Source organism: Thioalkalivibrio sp. ALgr1 (assembly GCF_000378285.1).
Lineage (GTDB): Bacteria > Pseudomonadota > Gammaproteobacteria > Ectothiorhodospirales > Ectothiorhodospiraceae > Thioalkalivibrio.
The window spans coordinates 354,079-370,587 of the sequence record NZ_KB905133.1 but is presented as its reverse complement, the minus strand read 5'-3'; the positions used below and the strand labels follow the sequence as shown (position 1 = coordinate 370,587).

Genomic DNA, 16,509 nt, shown 5'->3' with positions numbered 1-16,509 from the left:
CCATAAAAAAGCCGGGACGCAAGGTCCCGGCAATGGGCACAGTCGCAGGAGAGAAATACGACTGGAGGTCACTTAGCCATCAGTGCAGGTTCAGGCCGCCTGATGGGTTTCCTTCGCCTCGCGAGCGGCCTTGGCCTCTTCCGGCGAATAGGCCGCGCCAGACCAGAGCATTTCGTAGGCAATCTCTTCGTTACCGTTTTCGCACAGCTCCAGGACCTCCTGGAACAGCGGCTGGAAGGTCTCGCTGCGATGCGAGGCTTCGTGTTCTTCGAAGCTGCGCCAGAAGGTGATGATCAGCGCCTCCTTGTCCTTCATCGGGCTCTCCACTGCCTGGCCGATGGTCGAGCCCTCGTTGGAGACGGCGCCGGAATTCAGCGCGACAAAGCCGCCGACGAAGCCGGTGTCCGAGTGATAGGTCTTTACGTTCTCGCACAGCATGGCGACGCGCTCCTGCAGGTCGTCGATGCTGTACTCCGGCTTCAGGATCACGCGGTTGATGGTGACGACGCCGTCGGCCGGGAAGTTGTGGATCAGCTGGCTCATGGTTGTCCTCCTTTCGGGAACGGGTACCCCTCGGTTGGGGCACGGCTTGTTGGTTAGTTTGTTACCAACTGCTGATGAATAGTTCCTGAGTAATCTAGTCAAGAAAAAATTCGGTGCAACAAACCCGCGTTCCTGTTCAGGCCTTGCGCGTCAGGGCAGGGCGGTCTACCTTGCCGACTTCCCCATCAGGAATGCGTTCATGTCTGATCGCGAACTGAAAGATTTGCTCTATGACCAGGTCGCCCGGATCGGCAAGGCGGCGTCCAGCCCGAAGCGGCTGGAACTGATCGAGATCCTGGTGCAGGGGGAGAAGAGCGTCGATCAGCTCGCGGCGGATGCCCAGATCAGCGTCAAGCTGGCCAGTGCCCACCTGAAGGACCTCCGCCAGGCCTGCCTGGTGGAGTCCCGGCGCGATGGACGGCGTATCTTCTACCGGCTGGCAGACCCACGTGTGGCCGATTTCTGGGTCGTGCTGCGCGAGCTGGCCGAGAGCCGCTTGCTGGAGTTGCAGGGCGCTGTGCGCGACATGGCGGCCAGTGCCGGCGACATGGTGCCGCTAGGTGGCCAGGAGTTGCTGGAGCAGGCACGCAAGGGTGAGTTGATCGTGCTGGACGTTCGTCCGGACACCGAGTACGCCACTGCGCACCTGCCGCACGCCCGGTCCATTCCTTTGCGCGAGCTAAAGCAGCGCCTGGACGAGTTGGCGCCGGATGTCCCGGTCGTTGCCTACTGCCGGGGCCCGTACTGTCTGATGGCGCGCGACGCGGTCGCGATCCTGGGTGAGCATGGCTTCCGCGCCGTCCGTCTGGATGACGGTGTGGCCGAGTGGCGCCACCAGGGGCTCCCTCTGGAGCAAGGCCCCGTCGATCGTTAGCCCCTGCCGTCACTGGTGGCTGCGTACTGTGTGCCGGCACATCGCGCCGATCCCGAGTTGTGAGTGCCCCGGTGGTTGCCCAAGCCCCAGAGCCTTGAAGAACGACCCATCGGGTTTTGGATTCCCTCTCGAAGAAGGGGTCTCAAAATGGACTTCCGGACGGGCCGTGCTATTCAGCCGGATCCGTCGATATTCGACCTGCCGTATTTGACATCCCCCCCTCGCGCAGAATAACTTCGTTCTAACGAACATTAGAACGAAAGATGCTCGTGGTGCGCCAATCGGCCGTCTGGCACGTACGCCGACCTTGCTAGCCGGCACCAGCCCCGCCTCCATTAGGCAAGGAAGCCGGTCCTGCCGCGACTCTCACGGCCCGGGTGCGCCACAGAGGACCCCTTATGAGCGATCCATTCAGAGCCGCGCAGGCCTATGAACACCTGACCCACGGGATTCGCGAGAACCTCGGGCAGTTCGGGCAGCAACTGATCCAGGTCTTCTTTGTCGGTCTGACGATCGGGATGATGCGCACCGTCATCCCGGCGCTGGCCGAGGACGAGTTCGGCGTGGCCGAGGGCTCGTTCATGCTGCTGACTGCGTTCGTCGTCGCGTTCGGCGTGGTCAAGGGCGTGCTCAATTTCGTTGCCGGGCGGCTGTCCGAACGCATGGGGCGCAAGACCGTTCTGATGCTCGGCTGGATGGCGGCCATCCCGATCCCGTTCATGATCCTCTACGCGCCATCCTGGAGCTGGATTGTGGCCGCGACCGTCCTGTTAGGCGTGAATCAGGGGCTCGCCTGGTCGATGACCCAGACCGCGAAGATGGACATCACCCGGGGCGACGAACGCGGCTTCACGATGGGCATGAACGAGTTCTCCGGCTATGTCGGGGTGGCCGTGGCGGGGATCGTGACCGGCTATATGGCCGCTGCCCTCGGGCCGCGCATGGGGGTGTTCGTGTTCGGCATAGTCGTGATCGCGATCGCGGTCCTGATGACTGCACTGTGGGTGCGCGAGACCCTGGACTGGGCCAAGGCCGAGGGGGCCCGGCATGCGGCCGGGCAGTCCACCGGGCCACAACCGCGCTATCCCAAATCGATCGCCGATACGCCGACCACCTGGGAGGTGTTCACGCTGATGTCCTGGCGTGACCGGCGCATGGCCGCGTTCAGCCAGGCGGGCCTGGTGGAGAAGTTCGTCGATGCCCTGGTCTGGGTGTTCTATCCGGTGTTCCTGTATCAGCAGGGGCTGAGCCTGGCCGCGATCGGCTGGGTCGTGGGGATCTACGGCTTTGTCTGGGGTGGCTCGCAGTTCGCCACTGGCAAGCTCTCCGACCATGTGGGGCGGTTGCAGCCCATCGTTTGGGGTATGTGGATCTGTGGCGCGGGCGTGGCCCTGACGCTGCTCGGCGAGGGGGTCGTCTGGTGGTCGTTCGCGGCGGCCGTAACCGGCCTTGGCATGGCGCTTCTGTATCCCAATCTGAGCGCGGCGGTCGCCGATATCGCCCATCCGAACTGGCGCGGCTCGGCGATCGGGACCTACCGCTTCTGGCGGGACCTGGGCTATGGCATCGGTGCACTGGCCCTGGGGGTCGTCGCCCACATCGGCGGTTCAGTCACCTGGGGCTTCTGGTTCGTGGCCATCGCCATGTTCCTGTCCGGTGCGCTGGTACTGCTGTGGGGGGAGGAGACCCACCCGCGGCTGAATCCCGAGAAGGATTAGGCACCCGCCGCGCGCCTACCAGCGCGCCTTGTCCCACATGTCCGGGTTGGCCCAGAAGCGGGCATTCAGCCAGTCCGGCGTCAGCTTGTAGTCGTACAGGCTGGTGCGGTAGACCGCATGATCCGGCGCGGCCGATTCGGCGTCCGGGTCGCGGCGAAAACCCAGTGCCAGAAACTCGTTCAGTCCCCAGCGTTCATCGTCCAGCCGATGCAGGATCAGCACCTCGTCGGCCCAGCGATCCCGCAGCCCGCCGAGCAGATGCTGGCCGATCGGGATATCCAGGGCGCTGAGGGTGTCCAGTAGCAGGACCAATGGCACGCGGGATTCGGGTGGGTGTTCGAGAAAGGCCTCCACGGTGATCTGTTCCAGCCCCGGTGGGCTGTCCGGTGGCTGGGCCCCGGCCGCGAGCAGAAGGGCCCGACCTTCGCGCAGACGGCGCGGCAGATGTCGGCGCAGGGCATCAATGTCGATCAACGCAGGCCTCCTTGGTAATTCCCGTCGCCTGTGCCGACGGCGTGTTCGTTATACTCTAAATGACTCCCACTGCTACTGCGGACCCGTTAGAAGGAAGCCCCTCATGTCCAAGGAACTGCTGACCGAATTCCTCTCCAAGCACCCGATCTCCGCGTCCCTGACGCCTGCGGAGGTGGAAGTCCTGCTCGAATACCTGGAGGTGGTGGAGACCCACCACAAGCAGGTGATCGCGGATATCGGCGAGGTGGGCGAGTCGCTGTTTTTCGTGGTGAGCGGGACGGCCGCGTTGTACCACGACGACGGCAGCCAGGAGATCGAGGTGGGCCGCATGCAAACCGGCGAGCTGGCCGGGTCGATGTCGTTCTTTGACCGGGTGCCGCGCGGCGTGCGCATGCGTGCGCTGAGCGACAAGACGCGGCTGCTGCGCCTGTCGCGCTCGATGTACGACCGCCTGCGTGTGGAGAACCCGTATATCGCGGTGAACCTGCTGGAGTTCGCGATCATCAGCCTGGATCACCTGATCCGCCGTGTCTCGGAGGACGTGGCGACCTACGCCCACTACCTCTACTCCCCGGGCAAGAAGTAAGCCCCGCGGGACCGCCCATGCTCGCGTCCCTGCAAACCATTGCGGAACACCTGCTGTTGCCGCCGGGGCTGGGTATCGCCCTGACGGTGCTTGGCGTGCTGTTGTGGCGGGCCGACTGGCGTGGTGGCCGGCCGCTCCTGGCGCTGGGGCTGCTGGCGCTGGTGCTGCCCAGCCTGCAGGTCGTGGCACAGCCCCTGGCGGATACCCTCGAGCGCGAGGTGCGCGACAGCGTACTGGCGACCGGGCGGGCGGATGCGATCGTCATCCTGGGCGGTGGCCGCTGGGTGGGGCGCGCGGAGGACGCCGGACACGACGCCCTGAACCCCCGCACCCACGAGCGTGTGCGCGAGGGCGCGCGGCTGCATCGTGCCACCGATCTCCCCATTGTGGTCTCGGGCGGGGTACCGAGGGCCCTGCCCGGGCGGCGTTCGGAGGCCGAACTGATGGCCGCGACCCTGCAACAGGATCTCGGTGTCTCGGCACGCTGGCTCGAGAACACCTCGCGCAACACCTGCGAGAATGCCACGCATACACGCCAGCGCTTGCAGGGGCAGGGCGTGGATACCGTGCTGGTGGTGACCCAGGCGATGCATCTGCCGCGGGCCCTGGAGTGTTTCGAGCGCGCCGGGTTCGACGCCTACCCGGCGCCCGCCGGTTTCCGCGGTGCCACCGGTGACCCGCGTAGCCTGCGGGACTTCCTGCCCACGACCGAGTCTATCGAGACCTCGCGCTTTGCCCTGCGCGAGTGGCTGGCGCGGGCGGCGTTGCCCCTGCGCGAGCGTCAGCGCGGCAGTTCGGGAGACTGAGGCCCGTGCCCCGTCCGGTGCGCTGGATACTGGCGGGGCTTTGCGCGGGCGGCATCGTGGCGATGCCGTTTCCAGTGCTGGCCGAGTCCGATGTGTCTTTTGGGGCCGATCTGAACATCGAATCGCTGATGCACGAGGCCCTAAGCGCCGAGGGGCTGAGCTCCCGCATTGGCTGGCGTGACGGGCGCCTGAGCCTCGAGCTGCGTGCCGAGCGCATCGAGCTGCCGGAGCCGGTGGGCACCCTGACGGCCGCGCGGGTGGAATGTACCGAGCTGCGCCTGACCCGGCGCGAGGTGGTCTGTGACGACGCGCGTCTGTGGGGACGCTCGGGCGACCTGCGACTGGACGGGCACCCCCTGTCGCTGGCCTGGGGCCGCGACAGCGGCGATCTCCGACTGGCTGGGGACTGGCCCGGTTGGTTCGGCGGGCGCGGGAGCCTGCGCGCGGATTTCGCCCCCGAACGCGGCTGGGATGTCGATGCCCGGTTGCGAGGATTGGATCTCCAGGCGCTGGCCGCATTCGACCGCTTGCCTCTGGAACTCCCCGTCGCCGTCGACGGGGGACGGGCGGACCTCGATCTGCGGTTGCGTCCGGATGGCCGGCTCACCGCACGTCTGGGGTTGGAAGATGTTGCGTTCAGCGATCCGCTGGGCCTGCAGGCCGGCGAGGAACTGCGCGGCCAGGCGCAGTTGTCCGGGGACGGCACGCGCTGGGACCTGGATCTCGCCCTGGAGGGTGGCGTGATCTACATCGACCCGTGGTTTGTGGACCTGGACGACGAGGGGCCGGTGGAGATTTCCCTCAATGGGTTGGAGGGAGACCCCGGGCCCCTGACGTTCCGGATGGATGTCCTGGGTCTGCGCTACGGCGCTGCGCTGGAGGCTCGCGGCGAGGCGGTGGCCTACGATCCGGAGGGGGGGCTGGATGGCGTATTTCACGGGCGGGTCCATGCGCTCGCCCCAGTCTACGATTCCTTGTTGGCGCCCTGGCTGGCCGGGACGGTACTCGGCGATCTGGCCACCGGGGGGCAGATCGCAGGGCATGTGGAGCTGGCGGGCTCGCAGCCCCGGCGCGCGGATCTCGAGTGGGCGGAACTGGATGCCAGCGACCGGCGGGGGCGTTTCGGCCTGGCCGGTGCGCGCGGGGCACTTGACTGGTCGGCGGACGAGGCGGGCAGCCCCGGGACCTTCGCGTTGGATGCCGCGCACCTGTATGGGCTGCCGTTCGATGCGTTCGAGGCGCAGGTCCGGGCCCTGCCAGCCGGCATGGAGCTGCTGGCCGAAACCGAGATCCCGATCTTCGATGGCGGGTTGCGGGTCGGGGCCTTCGAGTTGCGCCAGACCGACGCAGGACCGGATGTGCGCTTCGAGGGTGGTATCCGCGCGATCAGTCTGGAGCCACTGACCGAGGTGCTGGGCTGGCCGCGATTCTCCGGGCGGTTGGCCGGCATGATCCCCCGGGTGCGCTACGAGCGGGGGGATCTGAACGTCGATGGCCGTTTGCTGGTCCAGGTGTTCAACGGCGAGGTGGTGTTGCGCGATGTGTATATCCACGACCTGCTGGGCTATGCCCCGGAGCTGGGCCTGTCGGCCGAGATCCAGCGGCTGGATCTGGATCCGTTGACGCAGGCGTTCGACTTCGGTCGCGTCCAGGGCCGTATCTCCGGGCATGTGCGCGATCTGGTGATGGTGGACTGGTCGCCGGTGCGCATGGATCTGGAGTTGATGACGCCGGAGCGTGATCGCGGGCGCCGACGGATCAGCCAGCGGGCGGTGGAGAACATCACCGAGCTGGGCGGAGGGCTGCAGGCCGCGGCTTCGTCGGTCTTCCTGCGGGTGTTCGAGAACTTCAGCTACCGCCGTCTCGGGTTTCGCTGCGAGTTGCGTGGCGAGGTCTGCACCGCCTCCGGCGTGGCCGACCGTCCGGATAGCGGCTTCGTGCTGGTGCAGGGCGGGGGCATCCCGCAGATTCAGGTGATTGGCTACAACCGCCGGGTCGACTGGCCCGAACTAATCAACCGCCTGGCGACCATCCAGGCCGGAGATGGCCCGGTGGTGCAATAAGCGGCTTGGCGTTTGGTTACCGTTCAGGGTGTTGGTGTAGATTGGGCATCATGCGGGTTGAACCGCCTCGACAAGGGAAGTACGGCATGAAGGCTTTATGGAGTGTTCCGGGATTGGCGCTGGTGTTCGCTCTGATGGCGGGCTGCGTGACCATCAATATCTATTTCCCGACGGCCGCGGCCGAGGAGGCGGCGCGCGCGATCGTGCGCGACGCGCTGCAGGTCGAGGAGGGTACCCGGGAGCCGGAAGCGTCGTCTGAAGCCGAGCCCGGTGCGATGCTGATGCCGCGCAACAACCCGGCGAACGCCAACCTGCCGGTGCTGGCCTGGGTGCTGGATCGACTGGTGAGCCCGGCCTCCGCGCAGAGCCCCGATCTGCAGATCCAGACCCCCGCGATCAACCGTATCCGCGCCTCCATGCGCGAGCGGGCGCCGCAGCTCGCGCCGCATTTTCGCAGCGGGGCAATCGGCTTTGGGCGCAACGCCGATGTGGTGATCCGTGATTTGTCCGAGGTTCCGCTGCGCGATCGCAGTACCGTGCAGCGGCTGGTGAGCGAGGAAAACTCGGACCGCGACTCGCTTTACCGCGAGATCGCGCGCGCGAACGACCGCCCGGACTGGGAAGACCGGATTCGCGAGACCTTCGCCCGGGTCTGGGTGGAAGAGGCGCCCTCCGGTTACTGGTACCAGGACCGCAACGGCCAGTGGCAGCAAAAATAGCCCGCTCATGAGCCTGCCAGGCACAGGGAGTGGTTCGTGCCGGCGCTGACGCTGGCCGAACGCATCGAGGCCCAGCGCCAGCGTCTGGTATCGCTGGTGCAGGATACCGACCTGACGCGGCTCCCGCGCTGGAAGGCCCTGCTGCTCGGGATCGTGCGGGGTGCGGGCGCGATCGTGCACGAGGCCAAGGAAGGCCAGCTCACGCTGCGCGCGATGAGTCTGGTCTATACCACGCTGCTGTCCATCGTCCCGCTGATCGCGTTGTCGTTCTCCGTACTCAAGGCCTTCGGCGCGCACAACGCAGTCGAGCCGGTGGTGCTCGGGTTTCTCGAGCCGCTGGGGGAGCAGGGGGTCGAGATCGCGAACAACGTGATCGAATTCGTCGACAACATGCGGGTCGGCGTCCTCGGTTTTGTCGGTCTGCTGTTCCTCGTCTACACCGTGATCGCGCTGGTGCAGAAGATTGAACTGGCGTTCAACACCATCTGGCGGGTCGAGAACAGTCGCAACTTCGCCCAGCGCTTCTCCAACTACCTGTCGGTGATCCTGATTGGTCCGCTCCTGGTGGTCTCCGCCCTGGGTATCACCGCGACGGTGATGTCCACCACGGCCATGCAGACTCTGGCCGGGATCGAGCCGTTCGGCACGCTGATCACTGGCGCCTCGCGCATGGTTCCGTATCTATTGATCATGGCCGCGTTCACTTTCATCTACGTGTTTGTGCCAAACACTCGAGTACGGTTGTTCCCGGCCCTGGTTGGGGCTGTTGTGGCCGGCTTGCTGTGGCAGAGCGTGGGCTGGGGGTTCGCGACCATGGTGGCCGGCTCCACTCGCTATGACGCGATCTATTCGGGCTTCGCGATCATGATCCTGTTGCTGATCTGGATCTATCTGGCCTGGCTGATCCTGCTGATCGGGGCCAATGTGGCCTTCTACGTACAGCACCCCGAGTACATGACGGTGCGCGGCCTGCGCCTGCGCCTGTCCGGCGCGGCGCGTGAACGCATGGGCCTGCATCTGATGCAGCAGGTGGGTCAGCGTTTCCTCGACGGCCGCTCGCCGCCAACACTGGACCATGTGGCGCATGACCTGTCAGTGCCGGGCAATGCCCTGGGCGAGGTCGCGCAGGCGCTCGAGTCGGCGGGCCTGCTGGTGCGGGCCGGCACCGATGCCACCTGTTATGTGCCAGGCCGTGATCTCGAGCGGATCCGGGTGGACGAGATCCTGGAGGCCCTGCGCCAGGATGCAGATGCCCGCGCCCTGCGCCGTTTGCAGGGCGACCCGGCAGTCGAGGCCACGCTGGAGGAACTGGAGACCGCACGCCGTGACCGTCTGGACGGGCGTACGCTGCGCGACCTGTTGAAAAGCGAGGGGGCCGCGGCGGCGGCCACCTGATTCCCGGCGCCGGGCTTACTGGCGCTGGGCCTCGAATTCGATGATCAGTTCGATCTCGTCACCCACGATGTCGCGCGTCAGGCCATAGGTCATGCCGAAGTCCGAGCGGTCGAAGCTGCCGCGCATCGAGGCGCCCAGCACGTAGGGCCGTCCGAACACCCCACCGAGCGGAAACGGATAGCGACCGACCTTGTTGATCGTGACGTCCAGGGTCACCGGGCGGGTCTCGCCCAGCAGCTCCAGGTCGCCGGTCAGGCGTCCGGTGTCGTCGCCGGTGGGCTCGTACTGGGTCGCGGTGAAGCGCATCTCCGGGTATTCCGCGACGTTCAGGAAGTCGTCGCTGCGCAGGTGGTCGTCGCGTTCCTCGTGGTTGGTAAACACGCTGTCGGTCTGCACGACGAAATACCCTTCGCGCAGCTCCCGCGTCTGCGGATCGAAGGTGAATTCGCCCTCGGCCTCCAGAAACATGCCCAGAACCTTGGCGTAGCCGGCGTGATCCACCAGAAAGCCGACCGCGAAGTGTTCCGGGTCGATCTCCCAGCGATCGGCCTGGGCCAGCGCGGAAACGGGGAGGGCCAGGGCCAGCAGACCGGCCAGGAGCAGGGAGCGTGGGGTGCGGGCGTGGATCATGTCGAACCTCCGGGACGATGACGGTGTAGCCAGTGGATGTCGGTGGCGAACGAGCTGGTCAGGGCCGCAAGCCCCGCCAGGGCGACGGCGATCGCCGCCATCGGGGGCAGGCTCGGGAGCAGGGCGACCAGGAGTACGCCGGTCTGTAGTACGCAGACCGTCTGGCGCCGCCGGCTCGGGGGCAGGTCCGCGCCCAGCCAGGGCCAGATGCGCTGCGCACCCAGGAACAGATAGCGCATGGCACCGATCAGCACGACCCAGGCCCCGACCGCGGTCATCCACCAGACCAGAATCGAGAGGACGAGGATGATGGCCGCGTCCAGTTCCATGTCAAAGCGGGCGCCGAAGGCCGTGCGACTGTTTGTGCGGCGGGCAACGGCACCATCCACGCCGTCCAGGATCAGGGCCGCTCCGGCCAGGCCCAGGATCCACAGCATGACAGTGGTACCGGGGACCGCGCCCGAGGTCAGGACGAGCGCCCCTAGGGGCGTGGCGATGGCAGCACGGGCCAGCGTTACACGGTTGGCCGGGCCGGGTCCGCGGTGCGCATCGGTCAGACCGCCCTGCGGAGTGTTCAGGACCAGCATCAGCCCCAGCAGGATCCAGATCCCTGCGTGTGCGACCAGCAGGGCGGCCACGGCACCGATCTGCCAGCCCAGCAGTGCGGAGAGTACGAGCCCGCCCGCGCCGGCCAGCGCCCAGTCCCGCGCCCAGGTGCGCAGGCCCGTGCGCGCGCGTTCCGGCCAGCGGTTGGAGCTCAGCGTGGAATCCATGGCTCGAGTGTAGTCGCCTCGGGGAAACACGGTGGAAACGCCCGCGAGTTGCCGGGAATCACGACCATCGACCACACTGGCCCTATGTTTGACGATGATCGAACCGCTCCGTGAGCGCTCCCTCTGCCACCGCCTTCTGGGTCATCGGACCGGGCCAGGGCGAGCTGCGTGATGAGCCCCTGGAGGCACCCGGTGTCGACGAGGTGCGGGTGCGCAGCCGCTATTCCGCGATCAGCCGCGGGACCGAGTCTCTGGTGTTTCATGGCCGCGTCCCCCCCAGCCAGTACGCCGCGATGCGCGCGCCTTTTCAGGGGGGCGAATTCCCGGCGCCGGTCAAGTACGGCTATATCAGTGTCGGCGACGTCGTCGAGGGCCCCGGGGCGGGGCAGATGGTGTTCTGCCTGCACCCGCACCAGTCCGACTATGTTGTTCCGACCCAGGCTGTAGTGCCGGTGCCGGCGGGCGTCCCGGCCGAGCGTGCCGTGCTGGCGGCCAACATGGAGACGGCGATCAACGCGGTCTGGGACAGCGCCGCCGGCCCCGGGGATCGCATCGCCGTGATCGGCGCGGGTGTGGTGGGCCTGCTCGCCGCCTGGTTGTTGCGAAGGATTCCCGGAACCGAGGTCTCCGTGATCGACCCCAACCCTGCGCGCGAAGACATCTGTGCCGCACTGGGCCTGGCCCTTCTGACCCCGGAGCAGGCCGCCTCCTTGCAGGACCTGGACCTCGTGGTGCATGCCAGTGGAAACCCGGCTGGCCTGCGCCAGGCGCTGACCTTGGCGGGTGTCGAGGCGCGGGTGGTGGAGATGAGCTGGTACGGTGACGCAGGCGTGGATCTGCCGCTGGGGGAGGGCTTTCACGCGCGTCGCTTGACCTTGCGCAGCTCGCAGGTCGGGCGCATCCCGCCCGAGCGGTCGTCGCGCTGGGATTACCGTCGCCGGCTGGCGCTCGCACTCGCACTGCTCGATGACCCGGCACTGGACGGCCTGATTACCGGTGAGGATGCGTTTGCCAATCTCCCGGCCGTGATGCAGCGGGTGACAGGGCCAGAGGCGGACCGTACGCTGTGCCACCGAATTCGCTACTGATCCTGCTCACCCAAACGCGCAAGGAAACCGCATGTACAGCCTGAATGTCCGTGACCACTTCATGATCGCCCATAGTTTCTCCGGCGACACGTTTGGTCCGGCGCAGAACCTGCACGGCGCCACCTATGTGGTGGACGTGACCTTCCGCCGCGTGGCACTGGATGCCGATGGGCTGGTGGTGGATATCGGCCGGGCAAGCGAGGTCCTGCGGGCCATCCTGGCCGAGCTCAATTACCAGAACCTCGACGATCGTGAAGACTTCCGTGGTCAGAACACGACCACCGAATTTCTCGCTCATGCGATCCACCAGCGCGTGGCGCAGGCCATCGCCCAGGGGGAACTCGGCGAGTCGGCCCGGGGACTGGACGCCGTCGCGGTGACGCTGCACGAGTCCCATGTGGCCTGGGCGAGCTACGAGGGCGCTCCCTGAGATATGCCCGAGCTTGGTTTCGTGGTCCCGGGGGCACTGGACCAGCCCACGGGCGGGTACCGCTACGACGCGCGCATGATCTCCGGGCTGCGCGAGCAGGGCTGGCGGGTCGAGCTGCGCGAGCTGGAGGGCGAGTTCCCCGGGCCTGATGCGCGCGCGGAACGGGCCCTCGAAGAGGCCCTGGCGAGCTTTCCGGATGGCATGCGGGTGCTGGTCGACGGACTGGCCGCGGGTGCGCATCCCGCCACCTTGCGGCGTCACGCAGGGCGCCTGCGGCTCGTCTACCTGATGCATCACCCGCTGGGCCTGGAGGCGGGGCTTGCGTCTGCGCGCTCCCAGGAACTCCTCGAGTCGGAACGTGCGGCCGTGGCCCTCGCCTCGCGGGCGGTCGTGACCAGTGACTACACGCGGGCGCAGGTGGCCGACTGGGGTGTGCCGTCCGAACGCCTTTGCAGCATCCCGCCTGGCGTGGAACCGGCGCCGCTGGCCCGTGGCCCGGAGGATGAGGTGCCGGTGCTGTTGTGCGTGGCCGCCTGGGTGCCCCGCAAGGGACAGCTCGAGCTGGTGCGCGCGCTGTCCGGCCTGCGCGATCGGTCCTGGCGGGCCGAGCTGGCTGGTGCCATGGATCGCGATCCGGACTACACGGCCGCTGTGCGTGCTGCCATTGCCGAGAGTGGTCTGGATGCGCGAATCTCGGCCCCGGGAGTGCTGACACACGAGGGCTTGGCGGAGCTCTATGACCAGGCCTCGATCTTCGTGCTGCCGAGCGCCTACGAGGGTTTCGGCATGGCCTTTACCGAAGCAATGATGCGCGGCCTGCCGGTCGTTGGGACCACGGGGGGCGCCATCCCCCAGACCGTGCCGGAGACTGCGGGCCTGCTGGTGCCGCCCGGGGACGTGGAGGCCTTGCGCCGGGCACTGGGGAGTCTGCTGTGCGACGCCGAACAGCGTCGGGGCATGGGCCGCGCGGGTCGCGCGCATGCCGAGTCTCTACCGGGCTGGACGGAGGGTGCCCGTCGTCTGGCTCTGTGGCTGGAGGTGGCCTGAGATGGCCGAGCGCTTTGCCGGAGACTGGCTGGCTCTGCGCGAACCGGCGGATCATGCGGCCCGGCCGGAATCCCTGCTCGGGCCCTTAAACGACGCGCTTGCGGGGTGCAAGACACCCCTGCAGGTCTTGGATCTAGGTAGCGGGGCCGGTTCCAACCTGCGCTATCTGGCACCGCGCCTGACCGGGCCGCAGAACTGGACCCTGGTGGATCACGACGCCGACTTGCTGGCGACGATCTCAGCGCCGGACGGGGCCGTTACCGTCACCCCGCAGGTGCTCGATTTCTCGGGTGCCCCACCCCCGGTCCCGCCGGATGCAGGTTTGGTGACGGCCTCCGCCCTGCTGGATCTGGTCTCGGCGAACTGGCTCGACCGCCTGGTGATGACGCTGACCGAATGGCCGGTCCCGGCGCTGTTCGCGCTCAGCTACGATGGGCGTATCGAGTGGAGTCACCCGCATGCGGCCGACGAGCGCGTGCGTAATGCGGTGAATCGCCATCAGCGCACGGACAAGGGCTTTGGCCCGGCCCTGGGGCCCGAGGCTGCGGCTTATTGTGCTCGAGCCTTGACCGCCAACGGCCTTCGCGTGATCACCGAGACCAGTGACTGGCAGCTGGGGCAGGGCCAGGCGGCGCTTGCGGCTGCCCTGATCGGAGGCTGGGCGGAGGCGGCGGCCGAGATGGAGCCGCAGGGTCGTCCATTGTTCCAGGACTGGGCGCGTTCCCGAGTCAGGGATATCGCGGACGGGCGGGTGCATCTGAGCGTTGGGCACTGCGATATGCTGGTGTTAGGGAAACACTGATCTGCCCTCGTGTAATTGGCGGGAGTAACTGCGGCGATTGTGTTGTCACACGCCTTGAGGAGAACGTGCAGTTCGCCGGAATCCCGCATGGCGGTTGAATCTGGCGGCGCCTGGAGAAGGAGCCCAAAACATGAAACGACCACAACACTTTTTTTGGGGTTTTGCATGCGTTGCCGGCCTGCTACTGGCGGGGCCGGCGCTGGCCCAGGATGCAGATTCCGCGTCTGACAGGCCGGGTGCCATGCACGCGCCCACTATCCCCGGTCCCTATGGCTACCCGGGAATGCACGGTCAGGGTGGACATCCTGGCGGGCCGGGCATGATGCATCGAGAGGCGGTCCCGGGGCCGTATGGTCAAGGCCCCCGGGGGGCTGGCCATAGAGGCATGATGTACGGGCCCATGGGTTCGGGCCCCCATGGTTCCGGGCATGGCTACGGGCCTGGTTACGGCTATGGCTACGGGTACGGCTATGGTCCCGGTTACGGCCAGCGGCCACATCACGGTCCCTATCACGGCGGGCCGATGCAGTACGGCATGCCGTATGGCCCCGGCGGGAAGGAGCGCATGCGCGACTTTGACCCGGACTTCGATCCCGAGGACCGCGAGGCGATGCGCGAGCACATGCGCGAACGCCAGGCCGAGCACGAAAAAATGCGCGAAGCACACCGCCAGGCTGCGGAGCGCGCGCGCGAGGTCTATCGCGAGGAAATGCGCCGTCACCGCGAGGCCATGCAAGAGCAGCAAGACGACGCCAACGGATCCTGAACCCTGGCGCGACCTACGGGGGCCGGGCGTTCGTCCAGCCCCGAATTCACATAGTCAGCTCCGACGGAGGTTTCGTCATGAGCCAGTCACGCAGTCTTCTCAAGGCCGGGGTCTTTGGCGCCCTGATGGCCGTCCCCTTCGCCGTTTCCGCGCAGTACGCACCTGGCGACAACTCTGGCCTTGCGCCTTACTCCGGGCCTGCCGGTCTGGGTGAGCGCCCCGCCTTTGAGAGCGAGCGGGGCCACGGTCTGGATCAAGCCCAGGCACCTGGTGGTGGTTCGGGTGGCGACCCGGGTGGCCCGGCTGGCGGTGCCCCTCCGGGTGGCGAGCCAGGGGGTCCCCCGGGTGGAGCGCCTCCGGGCGGTACCCCGGGCGGTGCACCGCCGCCTGGGCAGGACCGAGGCGGAATGCCGGGGCAGGGCGAACCGCCGCAGCAACGAGACCCGCAGCAGCGCGATGTCGAGCCGGGCGAGCCCCCGGGCGCGCGTGATCCCCAAGGTCGTGACCCGCAGGGCGCGCCGCCAGGACAAGGGCCGCAGGGCCAGCCGCCCCAAGGGCAACCGCCTCAGGGCCAGCCTCCGCAGGGTCAGCCACCTCAGGGCCAGCCTCCGCAAGGGCAACCGCCCCAGGGCCAGCCGCCGGGTGGTCAGGGCATGCCCCCTCGTGATGCCGAGCCCCCGGGTGGGGCCAGCGGGGATGGCCCCGGCGATCCTCCCCCGACCGAGGGTGGTATGGGTGATGAACCGTCCTTTGACGACGACACTGACCTGACCCCGGAGATGAACGATTGACCGTTCCGGGCGAATAACGCGCGGTGCGGACCGGCCGCTACAGAGGATGTAGGATTGAACTGGAAGGTAAATCGAAAGGTGACGCATGGATAACGCAGACAAGCCGCGCAGCTTTATCAATCGCTACTTCATCGTGATCGTGATCGTGCTCTGGTTCATCGCCTGGTCGGCACGGGACGTGCTGGCCCCGAGCGCCGAGGCGGTCCCCGAGGACGAGACCGCCGAGCAGGCCGACGCAGTGCCCGCCGACGATGCCGATGCGCAGGACGAGGCAGCCGCGAAGGATGAAGCCACGGAGGACGATGTTCGCCCTGGCCCGGCCCGTGAACTCGATGACGAGGGGGACCCCGATCCCATGACCGGGGCTGCGCATGATCAGCCGTACGTTCAGGAGGACGCGGAGGATGAGGCGGCTGCCGACCTGGCTACCGAGCGCGAGCCCGCGTTCGAAGGTGATGCAGCGGTCGAGGTGGACGCCGAGCGTGCCGCGCAGTCTGCCCAGGCGGCTCTGCAGGCTGGGCGTGATGCCTACTGGCGTGCGGGACCGCGCGCGGCGGTAGCGGTACTGCGCGAGGGGCTGGAGGCGCTGCCTAAGGATTCGGTGCAACGTGCGGATCTGTATGGCGAGCTCGGCAACGCGTTGTTTGCCATGCGCGATTTCGGGGCCGCGATGGATGCCTGGGAAGGTGCCCTCAAGGTGCTGCCCGAGAGCGAGCGGCAGCGTATGATCGAGCGCCTCGCCCCGGTTTACGACCGTCATCATGAGGAGGGTGCGGCGCACCTGGATGAGTATCGATAGAAAAGCGTGAGCCAGTAAGCGTTTCTTCGGCGTTTTCGAACCTTTGTGAGGGAAACGCTGGATCGCCAGCGTTTCCCGGGGTCGTAACCCATACCGCGAACCACACAGGCGTGGGCGCAATGGGTATGATGAATGGAGCCAATTCACATCGCGGAGGCGTCCGGGCACGGAGTAGCTGTGTCTGCCGGGTGGCCGCCGCCGCAAC

The 16,509-nt window shown here is 67.2% G+C and carries 18 protein-coding genes; 13 read left to right on the top strand and 5 right to left on the bottom strand.

The features are described from left to right. Positions 1-90: 90 nt before the first annotated feature. Entirely contained in the window at positions 91-543 is a 453-nt protein-coding gene (locus F466_RS0106140; protein ID WP_017925939.1) for a hypothetical protein, read from the bottom strand. 199 nt (positions 544-742) lie between these two features. Here F466_RS0106140 and F466_RS0106135 point away from each other — a divergent pair, with 199 nt between their 5' ends. After that, on the top strand, positions 743-1,417 hold the full coding sequence (locus tag F466_RS0106135) for a metalloregulator ArsR/SmtB family transcription factor (protein WP_018993666.1): 675 nt from the start codon (positions 743-745) through the stop codon (positions 1,415-1,417). Positions 1,418-1,815: 398 nt separating this feature from the next. Further along, the gene (locus F466_RS0106130; protein ID WP_018993665.1) at positions 1,816-3,135 is read left to right on the top strand and encodes an MFS transporter; all 1,320 of its coding nucleotides are present in this window, start codon (positions 1,816-1,818) and stop codon (positions 3,133-3,135) included. A 15-nt stretch (positions 3,136-3,150) separates the two neighbouring features. On the opposite strand, the gene F466_RS0106125 is transcribed toward F466_RS0106130, so the two are convergent. Further along, positions 3,151-3,609 carry a DUF6231 family protein gene (locus F466_RS0106125; protein ID WP_018993664.1) on the bottom strand — a complete coding sequence of 153 codons (459 nt, stop codon included), beginning with the start codon at positions 3,607-3,609 and terminating at the stop codon, positions 3,151-3,153. Between the two features lie 103 nt (positions 3,610-3,712). Here F466_RS0106125 and F466_RS0106120 point away from each other — a divergent pair, with 103 nt between their 5' ends. From F466_RS0106120 to F466_RS0106100, 5 genes are all read left to right on the top strand, one after another. Then, positions 3,713-4,195 (top strand): Crp/Fnr family transcriptional regulator, encoded by a 483-nt coding sequence (locus F466_RS0106120; protein WP_012982173.1) that lies wholly within the window; start codon positions 3,713-3,715, stop codon positions 4,193-4,195. Between the two features lie 17 nt (positions 4,196-4,212). Then, positions 4,213-5,001, top strand: coding sequence for a YdcF family protein (locus tag F466_RS0106115; RefSeq protein ID WP_018138682.1), 789 nt, complete (start codon positions 4,213-4,215; stop codon positions 4,999-5,001). A 62-nt stretch (positions 5,002-5,063) separates the two neighbouring features. Beyond that, positions 5,064-7,064 carry a hypothetical protein gene (locus F466_RS0106110; RefSeq protein ID WP_018993663.1) on the top strand — a complete coding sequence of 667 codons (2,001 nt, stop codon included), beginning with the start codon at positions 5,064-5,066 and terminating at the stop codon, positions 7,062-7,064. 86 nt (positions 7,065-7,150) lie between these two features. Further along, positions 7,151-7,783 (top strand): YdbL family protein, encoded by a 633-nt coding sequence (locus F466_RS0106105; RefSeq protein ID WP_038038620.1) that lies wholly within the window; start codon positions 7,151-7,153, stop codon positions 7,781-7,783. Between the two features lie 36 nt (positions 7,784-7,819). Further along, entirely contained in the window at positions 7,820-9,178 is a 1,359-nt protein-coding gene (locus F466_RS0106100; protein WP_018138685.1) for a YhjD/YihY/BrkB family envelope integrity protein, read from the top strand. 15 nt (positions 9,179-9,193) lie between these two features. On the opposite strand, the gene F466_RS0106095 is transcribed toward F466_RS0106100, so the two are convergent. Then, positions 9,194-9,808, bottom strand: a complete 615-nt coding sequence (locus F466_RS0106095) for a YceI family protein (RefSeq protein WP_018993662.1) — start codon at positions 9,806-9,808, stop codon at positions 9,194-9,196. Then, positions 9,805-10,581: a CDP-alcohol phosphatidyltransferase family protein gene (locus F466_RS0106090; RefSeq protein ID WP_018138687.1), complete on the bottom strand. Its 777-nt coding sequence runs from the start codon at positions 10,579-10,581 to the stop codon at positions 9,805-9,807. Before F466_RS0106090 ends, F466_RS0106095 begins: the two co-directional genes overlap by 4 nt. A 110-nt stretch (positions 10,582-10,691) precedes the next feature. Between F466_RS0106090 and F466_RS0106085 the strand changes: the two genes are divergently transcribed. The 5 genes from F466_RS0106085 (at position 10,692) to F466_RS0106065 (ending at position 14,714) form a co-directional block, all read left to right on the top strand. Then, entirely contained in the window at positions 10,692-11,669 is a 978-nt protein-coding gene (locus F466_RS0106085) for a zinc-binding alcohol dehydrogenase (RefSeq protein WP_018993661.1), read from the top strand. Positions 11,670-11,700: 31 nt separating this feature from the next. Next, positions 11,701-12,099 carry a 6-carboxytetrahydropterin synthase gene (locus tag F466_RS0106080; protein ID WP_018138689.1) on the top strand — a complete coding sequence of 133 codons (399 nt, stop codon included), beginning with the start codon at positions 11,701-11,703 and terminating at the stop codon, positions 12,097-12,099. A gap of 3 nt (positions 12,100-12,102) precedes the next feature. Next, on the top strand, positions 12,103-13,146 hold the full coding sequence (locus tag F466_RS0106075) for a glycosyltransferase family 4 protein (protein WP_018993660.1): 1,044 nt from the start codon (positions 12,103-12,105) through the stop codon (positions 13,144-13,146). A 1-nt stretch (position 13,147) separates the two neighbouring features. After that, positions 13,148-13,948: a hypothetical protein gene (locus F466_RS0106070; protein ID WP_018174763.1), complete on the top strand. Its 801-nt coding sequence runs from the start codon at positions 13,148-13,150 to the stop codon at positions 13,946-13,948. A 523-nt stretch (positions 13,949-14,471) separates the two neighbouring features. Further along, the gene (locus tag F466_RS0106065; protein WP_017925927.1) at positions 14,472-14,714 is read left to right on the top strand and encodes a hypothetical protein; all 243 of its coding nucleotides are present in this window, start codon (positions 14,472-14,474) and stop codon (positions 14,712-14,714) included. Between the two features lie 86 nt (positions 14,715-14,800). On the opposite strand, the gene F466_RS13850 is transcribed toward F466_RS0106065, so the two are convergent. Beyond that, complete coding sequence (locus F466_RS13850) at positions 14,801-15,592, bottom strand: hypothetical protein (protein ID WP_018138693.1); 792 nt, start codon at positions 15,590-15,592, stop codon at positions 14,801-14,803. On the opposite strand from F466_RS13850, the gene F466_RS0106055 reads away from it, so the two are divergent. Next, positions 15,591-16,304 carry a hypothetical protein gene (locus F466_RS0106055; protein WP_018138694.1) on the top strand — a complete coding sequence of 238 codons (714 nt, stop codon included), beginning with the start codon at positions 15,591-15,593 and terminating at the stop codon, positions 16,302-16,304. The genes F466_RS13850 and F466_RS0106055 overlap by 2 nt on opposite strands. Positions 16,305-16,509 lie beyond the last annotated feature (205 nt).